Source organism: Microbacterium festucae (assembly GCF_025421715.1).
In the GTDB taxonomy this organism is placed as follows: Bacteria; Actinomycetota; Actinomycetes; order Actinomycetales; family Microbacteriaceae; genus Microbacterium; species Microbacterium festucae.
Window position 1 is genome coordinate 296,813 of record NZ_JAOEFC010000003.1, and the last position, 17,351, is coordinate 314,163.

The 17,351-nt window shown below is 72.3% G+C and carries 21 protein-coding genes; 14 read left to right on the forward strand and 7 right to left on the reverse strand.

Annotated elements, in window-relative coordinates; translation table 11 throughout:
• Position 1: 1 nt before the first annotated feature.
• The 5 genes from N3K63_RS11720 to N3K63_RS11740 form a co-directional block, all read right to left on the reverse strand.
• The gene (locus N3K63_RS11720; protein WP_261580358.1) at positions 2 to 1,027 is read right to left on the reverse strand and encodes a lactonase family protein; all 1,026 of its coding nucleotides are present in this window, start codon (positions 1,025 to 1,027) and stop codon (positions 2 to 4) included.
• Between the two features lie 37 nt (positions 1,028 to 1,064).
• Complete coding sequence (locus N3K63_RS11725; protein WP_261580579.1) at positions 1,065 to 2,120, reverse strand: DNA polymerase IV; 1,056 nt, start codon at positions 2,118 to 2,120, stop codon at positions 1,065 to 1,067.
• Between the two features lie 136 nt (positions 2,121 to 2,256).
• Positions 2,257 to 3,456: a glycosyltransferase gene (locus tag N3K63_RS11730; RefSeq protein WP_261580359.1), complete on the reverse strand. Its 1,200-nt coding sequence runs from the start codon at positions 3,454 to 3,456 to the stop codon at positions 2,257 to 2,259.
• A 113-nt stretch (positions 3,457 to 3,569) separates the two neighbouring features.
• Entirely contained in the window at positions 3,570 to 4,061 is a 492-nt protein-coding gene (locus tag N3K63_RS11735) for an FBP domain-containing protein (protein ID WP_261580360.1), read from the reverse strand.
• A gap of 229 nt (positions 4,062 to 4,290) precedes the next feature.
• Positions 4,291 to 4,581 carry a hypothetical protein gene (locus tag N3K63_RS11740; RefSeq protein ID WP_261580361.1) on the reverse strand — a complete coding sequence of 97 codons (291 nt, stop codon included), beginning with the start codon at positions 4,579 to 4,581 and terminating at the stop codon, positions 4,291 to 4,293.
• 41 nt (positions 4,582 to 4,622) lie between these two features.
• On the opposite strand from N3K63_RS11740, the gene N3K63_RS11745 reads away from it, so the two are divergent.
• From N3K63_RS11745 to N3K63_RS11765, 5 genes are all read left to right on the forward strand, one after another.
• Positions 4,623 to 5,099, forward strand: coding sequence for a DUF2975 domain-containing protein (locus tag N3K63_RS11745; protein ID WP_261580362.1), 477 nt, complete (start codon positions 4,623 to 4,625; stop codon positions 5,097 to 5,099).
• Entirely contained in the window at positions 5,099 to 5,335 is a 237-nt protein-coding gene (locus N3K63_RS11750; protein ID WP_261580363.1) for a helix-turn-helix domain-containing protein, read from the forward strand. Before N3K63_RS11745 ends, N3K63_RS11750 begins: the two co-directional genes overlap by 1 nt.
• Positions 5,336 to 5,396: 61 nt before the next feature.
• Positions 5,397 to 5,894: a DUF427 domain-containing protein gene (locus N3K63_RS11755; protein ID WP_261580364.1), complete on the forward strand. Its 498-nt coding sequence runs from the start codon at positions 5,397 to 5,399 to the stop codon at positions 5,892 to 5,894.
• Positions 5,895 to 5,984: 90 nt separating this feature from the next.
• Positions 5,985 to 6,629, forward strand: a complete 645-nt coding sequence (locus N3K63_RS11760) for an NAD(P)-dependent oxidoreductase (protein ID WP_261580365.1) — start codon at positions 5,985 to 5,987, stop codon at positions 6,627 to 6,629.
• A 13-nt stretch (positions 6,630 to 6,642) separates the two neighbouring features.
• Positions 6,643 to 7,041 (forward strand): hypothetical protein, encoded by a 399-nt coding sequence (locus N3K63_RS11765; protein ID WP_261580366.1) that lies wholly within the window; start codon positions 6,643 to 6,645, stop codon positions 7,039 to 7,041.
• 21 nt (positions 7,042 to 7,062) lie between these two features.
• Here N3K63_RS11765 and N3K63_RS11770 read toward each other — a convergent pair whose 3' ends face one another.
• Entirely contained in the window at positions 7,063 to 7,698 is a 636-nt protein-coding gene (locus N3K63_RS11770; RefSeq protein WP_261580367.1) for an NADPH-dependent F420 reductase, read from the reverse strand.
• A gap of 111 nt (positions 7,699 to 7,809) precedes the next feature.
• Between N3K63_RS11770 and N3K63_RS11775 the strand changes: the two genes are divergently transcribed.
• Positions 7,810 to 8,697 (forward strand): SDR family NAD(P)-dependent oxidoreductase, encoded by an 888-nt coding sequence (locus N3K63_RS11775; RefSeq protein ID WP_261580368.1) that lies wholly within the window; start codon positions 7,810 to 7,812, stop codon positions 8,695 to 8,697.
• On the forward strand, positions 8,694 to 9,542 hold the full coding sequence (locus tag N3K63_RS11780; RefSeq protein ID WP_261580369.1) for a hypothetical protein: 849 nt from the start codon (positions 8,694 to 8,696) through the stop codon (positions 9,540 to 9,542). Before N3K63_RS11775 ends, N3K63_RS11780 begins: the two co-directional genes overlap by 4 nt.
• A gap of 10 nt (positions 9,543 to 9,552) precedes the next feature.
• On the opposite strand, the gene N3K63_RS11785 is transcribed toward N3K63_RS11780, so the two are convergent.
• Complete coding sequence (locus N3K63_RS11785; protein ID WP_261580370.1) at positions 9,553 to 10,323, reverse strand: siderophore-interacting protein; 771 nt, start codon at positions 10,321 to 10,323, stop codon at positions 9,553 to 9,555.
• 83 nt (positions 10,324 to 10,406) lie between these two features.
• Here N3K63_RS11785 and N3K63_RS11790 point away from each other — a divergent pair, with 83 nt between their 5' ends.
• The 7 genes from N3K63_RS11790 to N3K63_RS11820 all read left to right on the forward strand — a co-directional run bounded on the left by N3K63_RS11790 (position 10,407) and on the right by N3K63_RS11820 (position 17,000).
• Positions 10,407 to 10,958, forward strand: coding sequence for an NYN domain-containing protein (locus tag N3K63_RS11790; RefSeq protein WP_261580371.1), 552 nt, complete (start codon positions 10,407 to 10,409; stop codon positions 10,956 to 10,958).
• A 44-nt stretch (positions 10,959 to 11,002) separates the two neighbouring features.
• Entirely contained in the window at positions 11,003 to 11,791 is a 789-nt protein-coding gene (locus N3K63_RS11795) for an SDR family NAD(P)-dependent oxidoreductase (protein WP_261580372.1), read from the forward strand.
• A gap of 98 nt (positions 11,792 to 11,889) precedes the next feature.
• The gene (locus N3K63_RS11800; protein WP_261580373.1) at positions 11,890 to 13,452 is read left to right on the forward strand and encodes an ABC transporter substrate-binding protein; all 1,563 of its coding nucleotides are present in this window, start codon (positions 11,890 to 11,892) and stop codon (positions 13,450 to 13,452) included.
• Positions 13,453 to 13,547: 95 nt separating this feature from the next.
• The gene (locus N3K63_RS11805) at positions 13,548 to 14,507 is read left to right on the forward strand and encodes an ABC transporter permease (RefSeq protein WP_261580374.1); all 960 of its coding nucleotides are present in this window, start codon (positions 13,548 to 13,550) and stop codon (positions 14,505 to 14,507) included.
• On the forward strand, positions 14,504 to 15,355 hold the full coding sequence (locus N3K63_RS11810; protein ID WP_261580375.1) for an ABC transporter permease: 852 nt from the start codon (positions 14,504 to 14,506) through the stop codon (positions 15,353 to 15,355). The genes N3K63_RS11805 and N3K63_RS11810 overlap by 4 nt, the downstream gene beginning before the upstream one ends.
• Positions 15,352 to 16,119 carry an ABC transporter ATP-binding protein gene (locus N3K63_RS11815; RefSeq protein ID WP_261580376.1) on the forward strand — a complete coding sequence of 256 codons (768 nt, stop codon included), beginning with the start codon at positions 15,352 to 15,354 and terminating at the stop codon, positions 16,117 to 16,119. Before N3K63_RS11810 ends, N3K63_RS11815 begins: the two co-directional genes overlap by 4 nt.
• Positions 16,116 to 17,000: an ATP-binding cassette domain-containing protein gene (locus N3K63_RS11820; RefSeq protein ID WP_261580377.1), complete on the forward strand. Its 885-nt coding sequence runs from the start codon at positions 16,116 to 16,118 to the stop codon at positions 16,998 to 17,000. The genes N3K63_RS11815 and N3K63_RS11820 overlap by 4 nt, the downstream gene beginning before the upstream one ends.
• Positions 17,001 to 17,351 lie beyond the last annotated feature (351 nt).

Sequence of the window (17,351 nt, forward strand, 5' to 3'; positions counted from 1 at the left end):
CTCAGACGAAGCGCACCCAGTTGGCGCCGTTGCCGGTCTCGGCACGCTGGCGCAGCTCGAGGCGGTCGCCGCCCACCGCGTACAGCGACACGGTGGTCGACTTCTCGCCGGCGGCGACGAGCCAGGCGCCGTCGGGGCTCACCGCGAAGCCGCGCGGCTGGGTCTCGGTGACGGTGAAGGTCTCGGCCGGGGCGAGCGTGCCGTCGGCGGCGACGGTCACGGCGCCCAGCGTGCTCTCGGTGCGCTCCGAAGCCCACAGGCGGTCGCCCGCCAGGTGCAGGTCGGCGCCCCAGATGTAGTGGTGATCGAGCGGGTTCGCGCCGAACTCGCTGTGCCCGAGTCCTGCGGCGGTGTCGTAGACGGTCGCCGCGTCGGCGGCGGTGAGCACGCCCGTGAAGGTGTCGCGCACGTAGCGCAGCACCTCGCCCGAGAACTCGGTCATCACGTACACGGCATCCTGCGCCTCGCTGAGCACGAGGTGGCGCGGGCCCGATCCGGCGGGGGCGGCGACGGTCGCGGGCTCGAGCGGCACCAGGCCCAGCTCGTCGGCGATCGCGTACTGCGCGATGAGGTCGGCGCCCAGCGACACGAAGTACGCGAAGCGGCCGTCGGCGCTGGGGAGCACCGAGTGCAGGTTGGGGAACTCGACGGTCGACACCGGCTCGCCGACCTCGCCGTCGGTGACGGGGGAGAGGATGCCGTAGCCCGCGCCGTAGGCGGCGCCCAGCAGGGCCGTGCCGCCGCGGGTGAGGGCGAGGTAGTTCATGCCGCCGCGGGGCAGGTCGCGGCGCGAGAGCGGGGTGAGCACGCCCGTCGCGCGGTCGAGGGAGAGGGTGACGATGCCGGCCACGTCGCCCTTGACGGCGGCGTAGACGAGGTCGCGGTCGGCGTCGACGGCGAACGTCGACGTGCCGGTGAGGCCGTCGGTGGTGGCGAGGAGCTCGAGGGCTCCGTCGTCGAAGCGGAAGACCGAGATGGAGCCGTCAGTGGCGTTGGCGACCAGAACGAGGGAAGCGGGAGAAGTCACCCTTCGATCGTAGGCGCCGTGGCCGCGGCGGGGCCGCTCACCACCCTCCTCGGGTGGGGGTGTGACCGTCGCGGGCATCGGCGGGCATCGCCATTTCGGCGCGCACGCCGAGCAGGCGCACGGCTCGGTCGGCGTCGATCTTGTCGACCAGCCGCAGGAGCTCCGCGGTGACGGTGGCCTCGTCGCCGGTCTCGTCGATCTTGTGCACGAGGTTCTTCGTCGTGAACGGCGCGTAGCGCACCTTGATCCCCACCCCGACCACGGGGCGGCCCTCGGCGGCCACATCGGCGAGCACCTGGCCGATGAGCGCCCGTGCCGCCTCGACGATGTCGGCGCGGTCGGTGAGGTCGGTCTGGAACGTCGTCTCGCGGCTGTGCCCGCGGGCCACCCACGGGGTGTCGTCCACCGTGGCCGACCCGTCACCGCGCCCCAGCTGCCGGTACCACGGCCCCATCTTCGGGCCGAACTCGGCCGCCAGCGGCGCCGTGTCGGCGGCGGCCAGTTCGGCGACGGTCGTGATGCCCAGCGCCGCGAGCCGCTTCGAGACCTTCGCCCCCACGCCCCACAGCGCCGCGGTGGGCCGCGCGCCCATGACGTCGAGCCAGTTGTCGGCGGTCAGGCGGAACCGGCCCTGCGGCTTGCCGAAGTCGGTGGCGTTCTTGGCGCGGATGAGCGTGTCGCCGATCCCCACGCTGCAGTGCAGCCCGGTGCGGGCGAGCACGGCGGCCTGGATGCCGCGGGCCGCGGCATCGGGATCGGCGGTGCGCAGGCCCACGAAGGCCTCGTCCCAGCCGAGCACCTGCACCACCGCGCCCGGCTGCGCGCGCAGCGTCGCCATCACCTCGTCGGATGCCGCGGTGTAGGCGGGCGCGTCGACGGGGAGGAACACGGCGTCGGGGATCTTGCGAGCGGCGATCTTCAGCGGCATCCCCGAGCCCACGCCGAACGCGCGGGCCTCGTACGACGCGGTCGACACGACGGCGCGCTCGGTGGGGTCGCCGCGGCCGCCCACGATCACGGGAAGGCCGACCAGCTCGGGGCGGCGCAGCAGCTCGACCGCCGCGATGAACTGGTCGAGGTCGACGTGCAGCACCCAGCCGGGCGGCTTCGCGCCGGCCGGATCCGCCGCCGCCTCCGCGTCCGGTTCCGCGGGGGTCGACCCCGACGAGGGCACGGCGTCGTCGCTCATGCGACCAGTGTGCACCCGGGCGGCGACAGCGGGCGAGGCCTCAGGCGGCGACCTCGGCGGCCACCGTGAGCGCGCCGACCACCGAGCGGTACTCGTCGACCATGCGTGCACGGTCCAGGCGCGGGCGCGCGGCGAGGGCGAGCACCCGCAGGCGGGCGCGGTCGGCAAGCACCGCCGCCCATGCCTCGGCGATCGCCTGCTCGTCGTGCGGGGTGACCACGCCGATGCCGGCGACCACCGACGGGGCGTCGCCGACGGCGGTGGTGACGGGGGTCGCGCCGCACGCAGCCCCTTCGATGAGGCACAGCGGCGAGGCTTCGCCGAACGCGCTGGTGAGCGCCACGATGTCGGCGATCCCGTAGACGGCGGGCATGTCGTCGCGGATGCCGAGGGGGTGCAGTCGTGCGTCGTCGGGGTCGAGCCCGGCGTCGGCGATGAGATGGCGCAGCGGGGCGTTGGCGGGGGTCATGCCGGCTCCGCACAGCACGTAGTGCGTCTCGGGGGCGCGGCGCAGATGCCGGGCGACGGCGCGCAGGAACAGTCCCGGGTCTTTCATCGCGTCGAACCGCGCTGCGAAGACGACCACGGGCGCACCCGCCGGGATGCCCAGGGTGCGACGGGTCTCGGCGCGCTCGGCGGCGCCGGCCGGACGGAACCGGTCGGTGTCGATGCCGTTGGCCACCACGTGCCGCCGGCCCGGGGTCGTGCCCAGGCGCGAGTAGGCCTCGTCCGTGGCATCCGCGCACGAGATCGTCGCCGTCAGCAGACCCGTGGCGGTGGCCTCGGCCAGCCACGACAGGGCCGCGCCGGAGTGCACGGGGTCGGAGCGGTGCAGGCACGCCGCCACCGGCACGTCCGGCATCCAGCCGCGGCGCTGCAGCGCCACCAGCAGTCCCAGCGGCTGCTCCTTCAGCGACAGCACGACGTCGACGCCGGTGAGGGCGGCGCGGGCGGTGAGCAGTTCGCGGATGCTGTAGGTCTCGGGGTCGAGGGGGCGGTCGCCGGCGGTGCGGTCGAGCGTGTGCACCGCCACCCCCGCCGCCGTCAGCCGACGGAAGCGGGGGTCGTCGGTCATCTCCTGCACCGACGCGTCGCGCACCGCGCGCGAGGCGAGGGCGAGCACGCTGTGCTGCTGCGAGGCGCCGTCGTGCAGTCCCGCCACGACGTCGCTGTGGAGGATGCGGGCACCGCCCGCGAAGAAGCCTTCGTAGAGCGACAGGACTCGCAGCGGTCGGGTCATCGTCATCCTTCGGTCGGGGGCCCGGTGGGGGAGGCGGTGTCTGGCTTCAGCCAGTGTCATCCGTGGGCCGCGACGGCGGGTGAACGTGGTGTTACAGGGGTGTGACCTTTGCCTCAGCGGCCGTCGCGCACGGCGCGGGCGAACGCGGCGACGTTCTCGCGCAGGGCGTCGATGCGTCGATCGCGGGCGGCTTCGCGGTCGAACCCCAGATAGGCCGACGGCGGCAGCTTTCGCACGTTGGCCGAGCACTCGAAGTTCTCGCACACGAGCACCCCGACGGTGTCGCCGCGGCGTCCCGCCTCGCCGGCGCGCTTGGCGATGTACATCACGACGTCGTTGGGCAGCGTGATGTCGGCGCACCACGAGCACTGCGCGCGTCCGCGCGGCTTCGCGTCGGCGCGGCGCAGCATGAGCGAGGCGGGCGCGCCGTCGAGGTCGACGGTGACGTAGGCCACCTGGGCGAGCTTGCGGTCGTGCCAGCCGAGGTAGTCCAGCGACTCCCAGGCGGTCTCATCGAGATCGTCGGGAAGCAGTGCGGCTTTGCGCTCGCGCAGGCTGGCGTTGAGGAATGAGGCGCGGATGTCGGCCTCGGAGAAGGGTCGCATGTGAATCCTGTCGTGACGGTGCGGCCGAGGCCGCGAAGAGGGGCGCGTCGATGACGCGGAGAAGCTGACGGATGCCGTCAGGCTCTGACGCCGGCGCGTGCAGCGCCGACGACCTCCTCTCGCCCCGCGAGGCGGGACCGGACCGGGATGTTCACGCCGTCCAGGCTACGCCTGTGCGTCGGCCTCGGGGCGCACGAGGAAACGCCGGACGCCGCCGCGAACGACTCCCTCAGCCGAAGACGGCGTAGCCCTCGCCGAACACCCGGAGGGCCGCGGCCGCCAGGAGCCCCGCGCCGACCACGAACGCGGCGCCGCCCACGATGCCGACGGCCGGGCGCGGCCTCGCCCGCCATCGCAGCATCCCCACCCCGATGAGCGCGAACACCGCTCCGACGATCAGGTTCAGCCCCACGTCGCGCTGCAGCGCGAGCGCCGATCCCGCGATGAACACCCCGAGCGCGACCCACACTGCCCCGGCCGCGCGCAGGAGCAGGAGCGGGGTTGATCGCGATGAGAGCATCGTTCTACGATATCTGAGTATCGAAAAACGATAGGGGCATCATGCAGAGCAGCACCGTCGTCGCCGCGAAGATCGCGCTCGCCCTGATCGCCCTGGTCACCGTCGTCGCGCAGCTCGTCGTCATCCCGGCACTGGCCGACAGCACCGTGTCGATGTACCCCGAGGCCGCGCACCTCCGGGTGCCGGGGATCGTGGGATGCGTCGCCCTCGTGGTGTGCGTGCAGGTCGCGGTCGTCTGCGTGTGGCGCTTGCTGACGATGGTCGACACGGCCTCGATCTTCACCGACGCCGCATTCGTCTGGGTAGACGCTCTGATCGCCGCGGTGGCGTCGTTCACCGGGCTGCTGGCGGCCGCCTTCGTCGTGCTGAGCCTGTCGGCGGCGCTGAGCCCCGGGGTGATGCTCCTGCTGATCGCCGGTGGTGCTCTCGCCCTGGGGGTGACGCTGATCCTCGTCGTGATGAAGGGGCTGCTGCGCAAAGCGAGCGCGCTCGAGCACGAGCTCGCCGAGGTCGTGTGATGCCCGTCGTCATCAACCTCGATGTCGAACTGGCCAAGCGGAAGATGAGCGTCGCCGAGCTCGCCGCGGCGATCGGCATCACTCCCGCGAACGTGTTCGTACTCAAGAGCGGGCGTGCCAAGGCGGTGCGGTTCAGCACCCTCGAGGCGATCTGTCGCGTTCTCGGCTGCCAGCCGGGCGATCTCCTGGCCTACGAGCCGGCCGAGGCGACAGCATCCGAGACGCCGGTCACCTGACCATCCCCGGCCCGCACGGATCCCCGGCCCGCACACACCCCTGGCGTGAGAGGGTGGGCGCATGCGGCATCCGAAGCCCGATCCCGTCCGTGCCGGCCAGGAGTCGGTGTGGGATTACCCGCGCCCGCCCCGTGTCGAGCGGGTCGCCGCCCGCGTGACCGTCGACCTCGGCGGGCAGCGCATCGTCGACACCGATGACGTGGTGCGGGTGCTGGAGACGAGTCATCCGCCGGTCTACTACCTGCCCGTCGACGCGTTCGTCGCCGGCGCGCTGCGCCCCGCGGCGGGATCGTCGTGGTGCGAGTTCAAGGGCCAGGCGTCGTACTTCGACGTGGTCGGGGGCGCCGTCGAGCGCCCCAAGGCCGCGTGGGGGTACCCGTCGCCGTCGGCGGGGTACGCCGATCTCATCGGACGCGTCGCGGTCTACGCCGGGCCGATGGACGCGTGCACCCTGGCGGGTGAGACGGTCACCCCGCAGCCGGGCGGCTTCTACGGCGGCTGGGTGAGCGCCGCCATCGCCGGTCCGTTCAAGGGCGGCCCGGGCTCGATGGGCTGGTGACGCGAACCGTAGGCCCTCGTGGGGCGTCTGTCGACCCCGGCCCCGGCGCGGGGCGTGCGACATAGGCTCGATGAGACGGAAGGAGCCCCCATGGCCCGCATCCTGCTCATCGGCGGTCACGGAAAAGTCGCCCTCATGCTCGAGCCGCTGCTGGTGGCAGCCGCCCACCACGTGACCGCGGTCATCCGCAACCCCGACCACGAAGCCGACGTCGCCGCGACCGGTGCCACGCCGCTCGTGGCCGACGTGGCCTCGTTCGACCTCGACCAGTTCACGAACCTCGTCGGCGGCAACGACGTGGTCATCTGGTCGGCGGGCGCCGGCGGGGGAAGCCCCGAGCGCACGTACGCCGTCGACCGGGATGCCGCGATCCGCTCGATCGACGCCGCGGTGGCGGCCGGGGTGCCGCGCTACCTGATGGTGTCGTACTTCGGTGCCGGACCCGACCACGGCGTCGACCCCGACGACGCGTTCTTCGCGTACGCAGAGGCCAAGGCCGCCGCCGACGAGCACCTGCGCGCCACGCGCCTGGACTGGACGATCCTGGCGCCGTCGGCGCTCACCCTCGACGAGGGCACCGGGCGCATCGACGTCGACGCCGTCTCGTCGGGGTCGGTCGCGCGCGCCGATGTGGCCGCGGTGCTGGCGGCCGCCGTCGACGAGCCGGCCACCATCGGCCGCACCGTCTCGTTCAACACCGGCGACGAGCCGATCGTGCAGGCGCTGCGCCGCTGAGCGCCCCGCGCACATGACACGCTTCGCGATCGATGCGCCCACCGCGCTGCGGCTGGTGACAGGCGATCGCGCCGTCGGCGAGGGGCACGCCCTGGTCGGCCCGGCGGTGCTGCGCTCGCACGCGCTGGGACTTCTCTACCGCGACGTGCGCACCGGTGTGCTCACGGATGCCGTGGGCCGCCGCCGGCTCGAAGGTCTCGCGTCGCTGAAGATCCGGCTGCTGGGCGACCGCGTCTCACGTGCCACGGCGTGGCGGATCGCCGGCGACCTCGGGTGGGACGATCCGGCACCGGCGGAGTATCTGGCGGTGGCCGTGCTGCAGGCCGACGCGCTCATCACCGACGACCCGCTGCTGCGGGCCGGGGCCGCCGGGCTCGTTCCCCTCGCCGGGATCGACGCCCTCACGGCCTGACCGGCCCGCGGCCGGCCAGGCTCAGCGCTCGGCGCGGGCGAGGTTGGCGCGCAGCTCGTCGGCGTCCTGCCGCACGACGTACGCGGGCCGGTCGCGCTCGACGCGCCAGCTCTCGTCGACCGAGCCGACGTCGACGGTGTCGAAGCCGAGTTCGTCGTAGACCGCCGTGGCGAGGGCGGCGGCGTCGGCGTGGTCGCTGGCGATGGCGAGGGCCCGGCGGCCCTCGGTGCCGGCCGGGGTGCCGTCGGTGAGGATCTGCGCGGCGGCGATGTGGTTGAACGCCTTCACGACGCGCGCGCCCGAGAGGTGCTCCTGCACGAGCCGCGTGGTGGTGGTCTGCTTGTCGTCGAGCGCGGCGATCCGCCCGTCGCGCTCCCAGTAGTAGTTGTTGGTGTCGAGCACGACCTTGCCGGCCAGCGCCGCAGCCGGCAGCGCGTCGACCGCCTTCAGCGGCACCGTGACGATCGCCCAGTCGGCGGCCTCGGCCGCCTCGACGGCGGTGGCGGCGCGCACGCTGTCGCCCAGCCGGGCGACGAGGTCGGCCAGCGTCTCGGGCCCGCGCGAGTTGGCGATCACGACGTCGTAGCCGCGGGTGGCGAGGCCCTCTGCCAGGGCGCTGCCGATGTGTCCTGCTCCGATGATTCCCACTGTTGTCATGACGGGGGCAACCGGGGGCCGCCCCGCACGATTCCCGCCGCGCCGACTGTGACGCCGGATGTCGCCACGGCGGGGCAGGATGGGAAGCACCGTCGATCCCCGAGGAGACCCATGACCCGCACCATCGTGATCACCGGCGCGAGCGACGGCATCGGCGCGGCCGCCGCGCGGCAGCTGCACGAGGCCGGCGAGCGGGTGGTGGTCGTGGGGCGCGACCCGCGCAAGACGGATGCCGTCGCCGACAGCCTCGGCGTCGACCGCTTCGTCGCCGACTACGCCGAGCTCGACCAGGTGCGCACGCTCGCCGCCGGGCTGCTCGAGCGCTACCCCCGCATCGACGTGCTCGCCAACAACGCCGGCGGCATCTTCGGCGAGCGCCGGGTCACCGCCGACGGCAACGAGCTCACCTTCCAGGTGAACCACCTCGGCGGGTTCCTGCTCACGAACCTGCTGCGCGACCGGCTCATCGAGAGCGCGGCGACGGTCATCCAGACCTCCAGCCTGGCCGCCCAGCGCTTCTCCCGTTTCGACATCGACGACCTGCAGGCCCAGCGCCGCTACTCGGCATCGTCGGCCTACGGCAACGGCAAGCTCGCGAACATCCTCTTCACGAAAGAGCTGCACCGTCGCCACGGCGACGCCGGGCTGTCGGCGGTGGCCTTCCACCCCGGTGCCATCGCGTCGAGCTTCGCCTCGACCTCGCGCGGGGCGTGGCGCTGGATGTACACCAACCCCATCGCCACGCGGCTGCTCACCTCCACCGAGGTGGGCGGATCGCGCCTCACGTGGCTCGCTCTGGGCAAGCCGGGCGTCGACTTCGCGCCGGGGGAGTACTACGCCGAGAACAAGCGCGCCCGCACCCACCGCATCGCCGCCGACCCGCTGATCGCCAAGCGGCTGTGGGATGCCAGTGCAGCGCTCACCGGCATCACCGAGGCCGGCGTCGCCGAGGCCGACAAGGCCGAGGCCGGGACCCCCGAGGCCGAGGCCGACCGATGACCTCCCGCCCGGCGACCTCGACGCAGCGCACCTATCGTTACCTGCGCATCGCGATCGCCGGGTCGGTGGTGGCGGTGTTCGCCGCGATGGTCACCGCGATGCCGATCGTCGGGCTGCTGCCCTCGCTCAGCCACTACTACTACACGCCCGCCCGCACCGTGTTCGTCGGGGCGGTCATGTCGGTGGCGGTCGGCTTCTTCGCGCTGTCGGGGCGGGGTCCCGAACGGGCGCTGCTCGACGTGGCGGCGGTGCTCGCCCCGCTGGTGGCGATCATCCCCACCGTCATCTCGCCCCATTCGGTGCCCGGGCTCGATTCCACCTGCCCCGACGGCCGGCTCACCTGCATCCCCGCGGCCTTCGACGCCGACGTCGACAATGGCGTGGCGACCTATCTCATCGTCGGCGCCCTGGTGCTCGTGCTGGCGGTGGCCCTCGCCGTCGCGGGTCAGGTGTCCCGCCCCGCAACGGCACTGTCGGTGGGGATCGCGGGCGCGCTGCTGCTGGCGGTGTGGCTGAGCTGGTGGCTCGCCCACGACTGGTTCCTGCAGTGGGCGCACGTGGCCGCCGCCGTCGGTTTCTTCGCGGTGATCGCCGCCGTCGCCGTCGTCACGGCGGTGCGCCCCTCCGACGGGCCGCGGCCGCCGCGCTGGCTGCAGGTGGCCTACGTCGTCATCGCCGTGCTGCTGGGGGTGACCGTGGTGGGGATGCCGCTCTACGGCGCGCTGCACGTCGGCGACGTGTTTGGCGTGTTCGTGGGCGAGATCGCCGCCCTCGTGCTGTTCGCCGCGTTCTGGGTGCTGCAGTCCATCCAGTACTGGCGCACCGACGACCCGGCCCTGCGTTGACCCGCCGCAGCTAGAGGATCTGGCCGATCGGCTCGCGCTTCTCGGCCTGGAAGCGGTCTTCGGTGCGTCCGCGTGCCCAGTAGCCCGACAGTGACACCTGCCCGCGATCGAGCTCCCGCTCGTCGAACAGCACCCGCCGGATCGCCTTCATCGACTCGCGCTCGCCGTGCGCGAACACCTGCACGCGCCCCTCGCGCCAGGGGAGGGTGCGCAGGGCCGAGGCCAGGCGCTCGGCGTCGTGCTCGGGTTCCACGAGCCACAGCACCGCGACCCCGGCGGGGGCGGTGAGGGGCAGCTCGGCATCGGGGGCGTCGATCTCGATGACGGCGACGCCCTCGGCATCCGCCGGCAGCGCCTCGAGGGCGGCGGCGATCGCCGGCACCGCCGACAGGTCGCCCGCCAGCAGGTGCCAGTCGGCCTCCGGGTCGGGGCGGTAGCCGCCGCCGGGGCCCATCAGGCTCACCCGGTCGCCGGGCTGTGCGGCGGCCGCCCACGGACCGGCCAGTCCTTCGTCGCCGTGCACGACGAAGTCGATCTGCAGCGTGCGCGCGTCGTGGTCGACGCGGCGCACCGTGTAGGTGCGGGTGACCGGATGCCCGTCGGGCGTCGCGAACTTGAGCTTGGCGTACTTGTCGGTCTCGGGACGGTCCTCGAACTGCGCGAAGGCGTCGCCGCCGAGGGTGATGCGTACCAGGTGCGCGCTCAGCCGTTCGGATGCCACGACCTCGAACTCGAGGGTGGGGCGGGGCGGACGGGCTGTCGTGCGGGAGGAGAGGGCCACCGTTCCACGGTAGTCGCCGCCCGGGCGGCCGGGCGCGTGCTGGTACGTTACGGAGCATCGACCCTCGATCCGCTGGAGGACCTTTGTCAGAGCGCACCACGTGGGTGCTCGTCGACGGCGAGAACATCGACGCCACCCTCGGCGGATCGATCCTCGGCCGTCGCCCGCAGTCCGACGAGCGTCCCCGCTGGGACCGTCTGCTGGCCTTCATCGAGGAGCGGTGGGGGCAGTCGGCCCAGGGCCTGTTCTTCCTGAACGCCTCCACGCACCTGCCGATGCCGTTCGTGCAGGCGCTGCTCGCCCTCGGCTACCGGCCGGTGCCGCTGTCGGGCCCCGCCGAGGCCAAGGTCGTCGACATCGCCATCCAGCGCACCCTGCGGGCGCTGCGCGACCGCGACGCCGACGTGGCCCTGGTCAGCCACGACCGTGACTTCGTCGACGACCTCGCCGCGCTCGCCGACGGCCGTCACGTCGGGCTGCTCGCGTTCGCCGAGTTCCGCAGCTCCGAGTTCGCCGCCGTGCCCGGCGTCGAGTTCTTCGACCTCGAATACGACGCGCACGCCTTCGACGTGACCCTGCCGCGCGTGCGGGTCATCCCCATCGAGCAGTTCGACCCCGCCGAGTTCCTCGGCTGAGGCGGCGCCCGGCTCGGCTCGCGTCGCGCCGATACGATCGGGCCATGCCTCCCAGAGACGTCACCGCCGCCACCTCGACCCTGCTCACCGGGAAGGTCGTGCTCGTCACCGGCGCCGGCCGCGGCGCCGGGGTGGGGATGGCCCGCCGCCTGGCCGCCCACGGGGCGACCGTGGCCGTCAACTACGCCGCCAGCCGTGCCGGTGCCGACGCGCTCGTCGACGAGATCCGCTCGGCCGGCGGCACGGCATCCGCCTTCGCCGCCGACGTGCTCGACCCCGCCGCGGTCGACGGGCTCATCGCGGCCGTCGAGGCCGAGTTCGGCCGCCTCGACGCGGTCGTCAACAACGCGATCGCCGGCGATCAGCAGAAGGACTTCGACCAGGCGACCACCGCCCACTTCGACCGCATGTACGACTTCGCCGTGCGCGCCGTCGTGCACACCGCCACCGCCGCCCTGCCCGCGTTCGACCGGGCCGGCGGCGGGCGCATCGTCAACATCGTCTCGGAGCTGTGGAACGACGCTCCCGCGGGCTGGTCGCCCTACGCCGCCGCCAAGGGTGCGATGGTCGGCCTCTCGCGGAGCCTCTCGGCAGAGCTCGCCCCGCGCGGCGTCACCGTCAACATGGTCGCCCCGGGCTGGATGATCGCCGACGCCGCCGACGAAGCATCCGAGGGTTCGCGCTCGTACACGGCCGGCCTGCCCCTCGGTCAGCGCCCCTACCCCGAAGACATCGGCGACGTGATCGCGTTCTATCTCAGCGACCTCGCAGCCGGGGTCACGGGGGCGTATCTGCTGGTCAACGGCGGGCGCATCACCCAGGCCGGACTCTGAGGGCCACGTCACAGTTCGACACCGATGGGAATTCCCGGCTGAGCATTCCGCTTAGCCTTGGGGTGCGCATTCGCGCAGGACACACAGCTGAGGACAACATGCACAAGAGACGATTCGGCCTGGCCGCGGTCATCGCCGCCGCCGCGCTGGCGATCACCGCCTGCGCTCCGAGCACCGGCACGACGAGCGAGCCCACGACGAGCGCCGCCACCGGCACCTTCACCTACGCGATCTCCAGCGACCCGAGCTCGCTGAACCCCATCAACGTGGGCGACCGCTGGGGCCTGACGGTCACCAACCTCATCTACTCGCCTCTCGCCCGTGTCGAAGGCGACGGCACCGTCGTCAACGAGCTCGCCGAGTCGATCACCCCCGCCGAGGACGGCCTGTCCGTCACCGTCGTGCTCAAGGACGGCCTGCTCTGGTCGGATGGCGAGCCCGTCACCGCCGACGACGTCGTGTTCACCTACACGAACAAGGCCGTCAAGGCCAACGGCAACGCCGACCTGCTGTGGGTGGGCGACCAGCCCATCACCGCCGAGGCCACCGACGAGAAGACCGTCGTCTTCCGCCTGCCCTCCATCAGCGCCGCCGCCCTGAGCAACATCGCCACCGAGACCTACATCATCCCGGAGCACATCTACGGCCAGGTCACCGACTTCTCGGCCGCCGAGCTCGACCCGATCGCGGTCGGCTCGGGCCCCTACAAGCTCACCAAGTACGAGCGCGGCCAGTACCTCACCTTCGAGGCCAACGAGAACTACTTCGGCCCGAAGCCCAACATCCCCGAGCTGACGCTGCGCATCGTGGCCAACGCCGACACCGTCAAGACGGCGCTGCAGACCGGCGAGGCCGACGCCTCGTTCGTCACCGCCGACCAGATCGACGAGCTCACCGCCTCCGGCCTCGACATCTACCCCTACGCCGAGGGCCGCGTCGCCTACCTGGGTCTCAACGCCGCCAAGCTCACCGACCCCAAGGTGCGCCAGGCGATCTTCTACGCGCTCGACCGCGAAGAGATCGACACCGCCGCGTTCCTCTCCGACGAGTACTACCAGCCCGCCTACACGATCCTCCCGCCGAGCAACCCGTTCGCGACCGAAGACGTGAACACCTACGAGCAGGACACCGACGAGTCGGCGAAGCTGCTCACCGAGTCGGGTGTGCAGGACGTCGACTTCACGCTGGCCTACGCCGGCGCCGACCCGGTGCAGACCACGCAGGCCACGATCATCCAGCAGCAGCTGCAGGCCATCGGCATCCGCGTGCAGCTGGCCGGCATCGAGCCGCAGGCCGTGTTCACCGAGATCGAGAAGGGCGCGGCGTCGCAGTACGACGCGTTCCTCGGCGGCTACATCATGGGTCAGGACCCCGACGCGTACAGCCTGCTGTACCGCAGCGGAGCCTCGTCGAACTACTTCGGCTACTCCAACCCGGCCACCGACGCCCTCTTCGACCAGGGCGTGACCGAGCTCGACCCCGACAAGCGCAAGGCCATCTACGCCGACCTTCAGGCGCAGATCGCCGAGGACGCCGTGGTGTACCCGCTGGCCGACAACCTCAAGATCCTCGCCGTGAACTCGCGCATCGGCGGCGTCGACGAGGCGCGCACCGTGCCGATCTACACCCTGGAGAACTTCGGTCTGCTGACCGAGAAGTGATCCGCCGGATGCCGTGGGCCGCGCCGCGCGCGTGACCCACGGCATCCGCATGCCCCACCCCGACAGACACCCCCGACCGACACCCCAGGAACGCCGTGACCCGCTTCATCCTCCGTCGCCTCGCACAGGTGATCCCGATGCTGCTGGTGCTCACCTTCGTGGTGTTCTTCCTCATCCAGCTGGCGCCCTACGACGTGGTCGACTCGATCACCACGCCGAACATGTCCGACGAGACCGTCGCGATCATGCGGGAGCGCTACGGCCTCGACCAGCCGGTGATCGTGCAGTACCTCTCGTGGCTGGGCAACGTGCTGCAGGGCGACCTGGGCTACTCGCTCACCAGCCGCCAGCCCATCACCGCCGAGCTGGCCGCCCGGGTGCCCAACACGATCATCCTCGTCGCCCCGGCCTACCTCGCCGCCCTCGTCATCGCCATCGTGCTGGGCCTGGTCGCCGGCTCTCGCCGCGGCAAGCTCGCCGACCGGGTCATCGACTCGCTGGCCGGCGTCGGCATCGCCACCCCGTCGTTCTGGTTCGCGCTGCTGCTCATCTACCTCTTCGGGTACGTGCTGCGCTGGTTCCCGATCATCGGCATGCACTCGGTGGGCAAGGAGGGCGACCCCGTCGACTTCCTCCTGCACTTCATCCTGCCGTTCACGGTGCTCGTGGTCGCCTTCTTCCCCGAGCTGGCCCGCTACGTGCGCTCGGCGACCATCACCCAGACCTCGCAGGACTACGTGCTCGTGCAGCGGGCGTACGGCGCCTCGCGCAGCCGCATCCTCGGCTTCCACGTCAGCCGCAACGTGCTGCTGCCGATCATCACGCAGCTCGGCCTGGCCCTGCCGCTGCTGGTGACCGGCGCCATCGTCACCGAGTCGGTGTTCGCCTGGCCGGGCATCGGCCCCTACTTCCTGTCGGCGACCAAGAGCCTCGACTACCCGGTCATCCTCGCGGTGCTCATGCTCTCGGCGGTGCTGGTGATCGTCGGCAACCTCATCGCCGACATCCTCTACGTCGTCGTCGACCCGCGCATCCGCATCGGGGGAGCCTCATGACCGCCCCGATCACCCTGGCCAGCGTCCGCCAGCGCGGCCGGTCGCTGCGCTCGCTCCCGGCCATTGCCGCGGCGGTGTTCCTCGGCATCGTCGTCGCCGTCAGCGTGCTCGCGCCGCTGCTGCCGTTGGACCCCACCACCACAGACCTCACCGCGCGGTGGCAGCCGCCCAGTGCCGAGCACCTGTTCGGCACCGACGACCTCGGTCGCGATTACTTCTCACGCGTGGTCTACGGCGGTCAGATCTCCCTCACCGTGGGCGTGCTCGCCATGCTCGCCGCCACCTCGATCGGCGTGGTCGTGGGGCTCGTCGCCGGCTATGCCCGCGGCTGGCTCGACGAGACCCTCATGCGCCTGGTCGACTTCCTCTCGTCGATCCCGTGGATGGTGCTCGTCATCGTCGCCAGCGTGTTCCTGCGCCCCGGGCTGTGGACGATCATCCTCGTCATCGGCCTGTTCGCCTGGATGCCGACGGCACGACTCGTGCGCGCCGAGACCATGTCGCTGCGCGAGCGCACCTACGTCGGCTACGCGCGCTTCCTCGGTGAGAAGCCGCGCAGGGTCGTCTGGCGCCACGTGCTGCCCGACGCCGCCCCGACGATCATCGTGGCCGCCGCCGCGACCATCTCGTCGGCGATGCTCACCGAGTCGGCCCTGAGCTTCCTCGGGCTCGGCATCCAGCCCCCGATGGCCTCGTGGGGGTCGCTGCTGGAGACCGCGCAGGGGGCGCTCGCCCGCAACCCGTGGCTCGCGCTCATCCCGGGTCTGCTCATCACCGGAACCGTGCTGTCGTTCAACGTGCTCGGCGACGCGCTGCGCCGCACCATCGTGGAGAGGTCGGACGCATGACCGCGCTCCTGCGCATCGACGACCTCACCGTCGACCTGCCCGCCGCCGGCGGCACCTTCCGCGTGCTCGACGGGCAGCGGCTCGAGGTCGAGGAGGGCGGCATCCTCGGCATCGTCGGCGAGTCGGGCTCGGGCAAGACGATGCTGCTGCGCACCATCATGGGCATCCTGCCCGAGGGCGCCACCCGCACCTGGACCGCCGCCTTCGACGGCCGTCCCATCGACGACGTCGCGCGCCTGCCGATCGCCATGGTCTTCCAAGACCCCATGACCTCGTTCAACCCGCTCGCGCGCATCGGCACCCACCTGGTCGAAGTCGCCCGCCGTCACGCCCGGCTCTCCCGCGGCGAAGCGCGCCGCCGCGCGGTCGAGGCGCTGGCCGCCGTGCGCGTGCCCGACCCCGAGCGGGTGTTCGGCCGCTACCCGCACGAGCTGTCGGGAGGCCTGCGCCAGCGCGCCATGATCGCGATGAGCCTGCTCGCCGAGCCGCGCCTGCTGCTGGCCGACGAGCCCACCACCGCGCTGGATGCCACCGTGCAGGCCGAGATCCTCGCGCTGCTGCGCCAGCTGCAGGCCGAGCGGCGCCTCACCGTCGTCGTGGTCACCCACGACCTCGGAGTCGTCGCGGCCCTGTGCGACACCGTCGCCGTCATGAAGGACGGCGCGATCGTCGAACGCGGACCGGTCGACGACGTGTTCTCGCAGCCCCAGCATCCGTACACGCGGTCGCTGCTGGATGCCGCGCCGGAACGGGGGACCCTGTGAGCGACGACGTCCTCGTCTCCGTCTCGGGGGCGCGCAAGACCTACCCGGTGCGCAACGCCTGGGGCCGGGTCACCGGACACCTCGACGCCGTCGCGGGCGTCGACCTCGACGTGCGCGCGGGCGAGACGCTCGGCGTGGTGGGGGAGTCGGGGTCGGGCAAGTCGACCCTCGGACGGCTGATCCTGCAGGTCGAGAAGCCCACCGCGGGTGAGATCGTCTTCGCCGACGATGTGCCGGGAGCCCTCGCGCGGCGGATGCAGGTCATCTACCAAGACCCCTTCTCGTCGCTGAACCCGCACCGCACCGCGCTGCAGAACGTGCTCGAGCCGCTGCAGGTGGCCGCCGACCTCGACGCCGCCGCCGCGCTCGAGCGGGCCCGCGAGTCGCTGGCCGCGGTGGGCATCGAAGGCGACGCGGTGCACAAGCGCCCCCGCGCCTTCAGCGGCGGTCAGCGTCAGCGCATCGCCATCGCGCGCGCGATCGCCCCGCGCCCCACCTTCATCGTCTGCGACGAGCCGGTCTCGGCCCTCGACATGCAGGTGCAGGCGCAGGTCACCGAGCTGCTGCAGAAGCTGCAGCGCGAGTTCGGCCTCACCTACCTGTTCATCTCGCACGACCTCTCCGTCGTGCGCGAGATCGCCACCCGCACCGCCGTCATGCGGCGCGGACGCATCGTCGAGCTCGCCCCGACCGCCGCGCTGTTCGACGACCCGCGGCACCCCTACACGCAGCGGCTGCTCGAGGCCGTGCTGGTGCCCGATCCCGCGCGCGCCCGCGAACGCCTCGCGCAGATCGCGACCCGCCCCGCCGAAGACGCCGACACCGGCGCCCCCGAGCGACCCCTCGTCGAGGTCGCCCCCGCCCACTTCGTCGCCCTCTGACCCGGGGTCGGGTGCGGTCGTTCGCTGGCTGGCTCGCTGGCTCGTTCATCGCCGAGTGCACGGCTTGGCGCCCAGCGAACGGCTTGCGCACCCGCAGAACCCCGTGCACTCGGCGGGAGGTCGTGCACTCGGCATCCGATCGGCGCTGCGCGGGTCGGCGGGACTCGGTCAGCGCTAGCTGGGGCGGCCTCGCTCGCCTCGCGCACGCTTGAGCCCGCGTCCATCGCCGAGTGCACGGCTTGGCGCCCAGCGAACGGCTTACGCACCCGCTGAACCCCGTGCACTCGGCGGGAGGTCGTGCACTCGGCATCCGGTCGGCGCTGCTGTGAGCGCGGGGCTCGGGCGCTGCCG

Bases quoted from the DNA above. Each gene is read 5' to 3' on its own strand.
- N3K63_RS11730 (WP_261580359.1), bottom strand. From the start codon at position 3,456: ATGACCCGACCGCTGCGAGTCCTGTCGCTCTACGAAGGCTTCTTCGCG.
- N3K63_RS11735 (WP_261580360.1), bottom strand. From the start codon at position 4,061: ATGCGACCCTTCTCCGAGGCCGACATCCGCGCCTCATTCCTCAACGCC.
- N3K63_RS11740 (WP_261580361.1), bottom strand. From the start codon at position 4,581: ATGCTCTCATCGCGATCAACCCCGCTCCTGCTCCTGCGCGCGGCCGGG.
- N3K63_RS11745 (WP_261580362.1), top strand. From the start codon at position 4,623: ATGCAGAGCAGCACCGTCGTCGCCGCGAAGATCGCGCTCGCCCTGATC.
- N3K63_RS11750 (WP_261580363.1), top strand. From the start codon at position 5,099: ATGCCCGTCGTCATCAACCTCGATGTCGAACTGGCCAAGCGGAAGATG.
- N3K63_RS11755 (WP_261580364.1), top strand. From the start codon at position 5,397: ATGCGGCATCCGAAGCCCGATCCCGTCCGTGCCGGCCAGGAGTCGGTG.
- N3K63_RS11760 (WP_261580365.1), top strand. From the start codon at position 5,985: ATGGCCCGCATCCTGCTCATCGGCGGTCACGGAAAAGTCGCCCTCATG.
- N3K63_RS11765 (WP_261580366.1), top strand. From the start codon at position 6,643: ATGACACGCTTCGCGATCGATGCGCCCACCGCGCTGCGGCTGGTGACA.
- N3K63_RS11770 (WP_261580367.1), bottom strand. From the start codon at position 7,698: ATGACAACAGTGGGAATCATCGGAGCAGGACACATCGGCAGCGCCCTG.
- N3K63_RS11775 (WP_261580368.1), top strand. From the start codon at position 7,810: ATGACCCGCACCATCGTGATCACCGGCGCGAGCGACGGCATCGGCGCG.
- N3K63_RS11780 (WP_261580369.1), top strand. From the start codon at position 8,694: ATGACCTCCCGCCCGGCGACCTCGACGCAGCGCACCTATCGTTACCTG.
- N3K63_RS11795 (WP_261580372.1), top strand. From the start codon at position 11,003: ATGCCTCCCAGAGACGTCACCGCCGCCACCTCGACCCTGCTCACCGGG.
- N3K63_RS11800 (WP_261580373.1), top strand. From the start codon at position 11,890: ATGCACAAGAGACGATTCGGCCTGGCCGCGGTCATCGCCGCCGCCGCG.
- N3K63_RS11810 (WP_261580375.1), top strand. From the start codon at position 14,504: ATGACCGCCCCGATCACCCTGGCCAGCGTCCGCCAGCGCGGCCGGTCG.
- N3K63_RS11815 (WP_261580376.1), top strand. From the start codon at position 15,352: ATGACCGCGCTCCTGCGCATCGACGACCTCACCGTCGACCTGCCCGCC.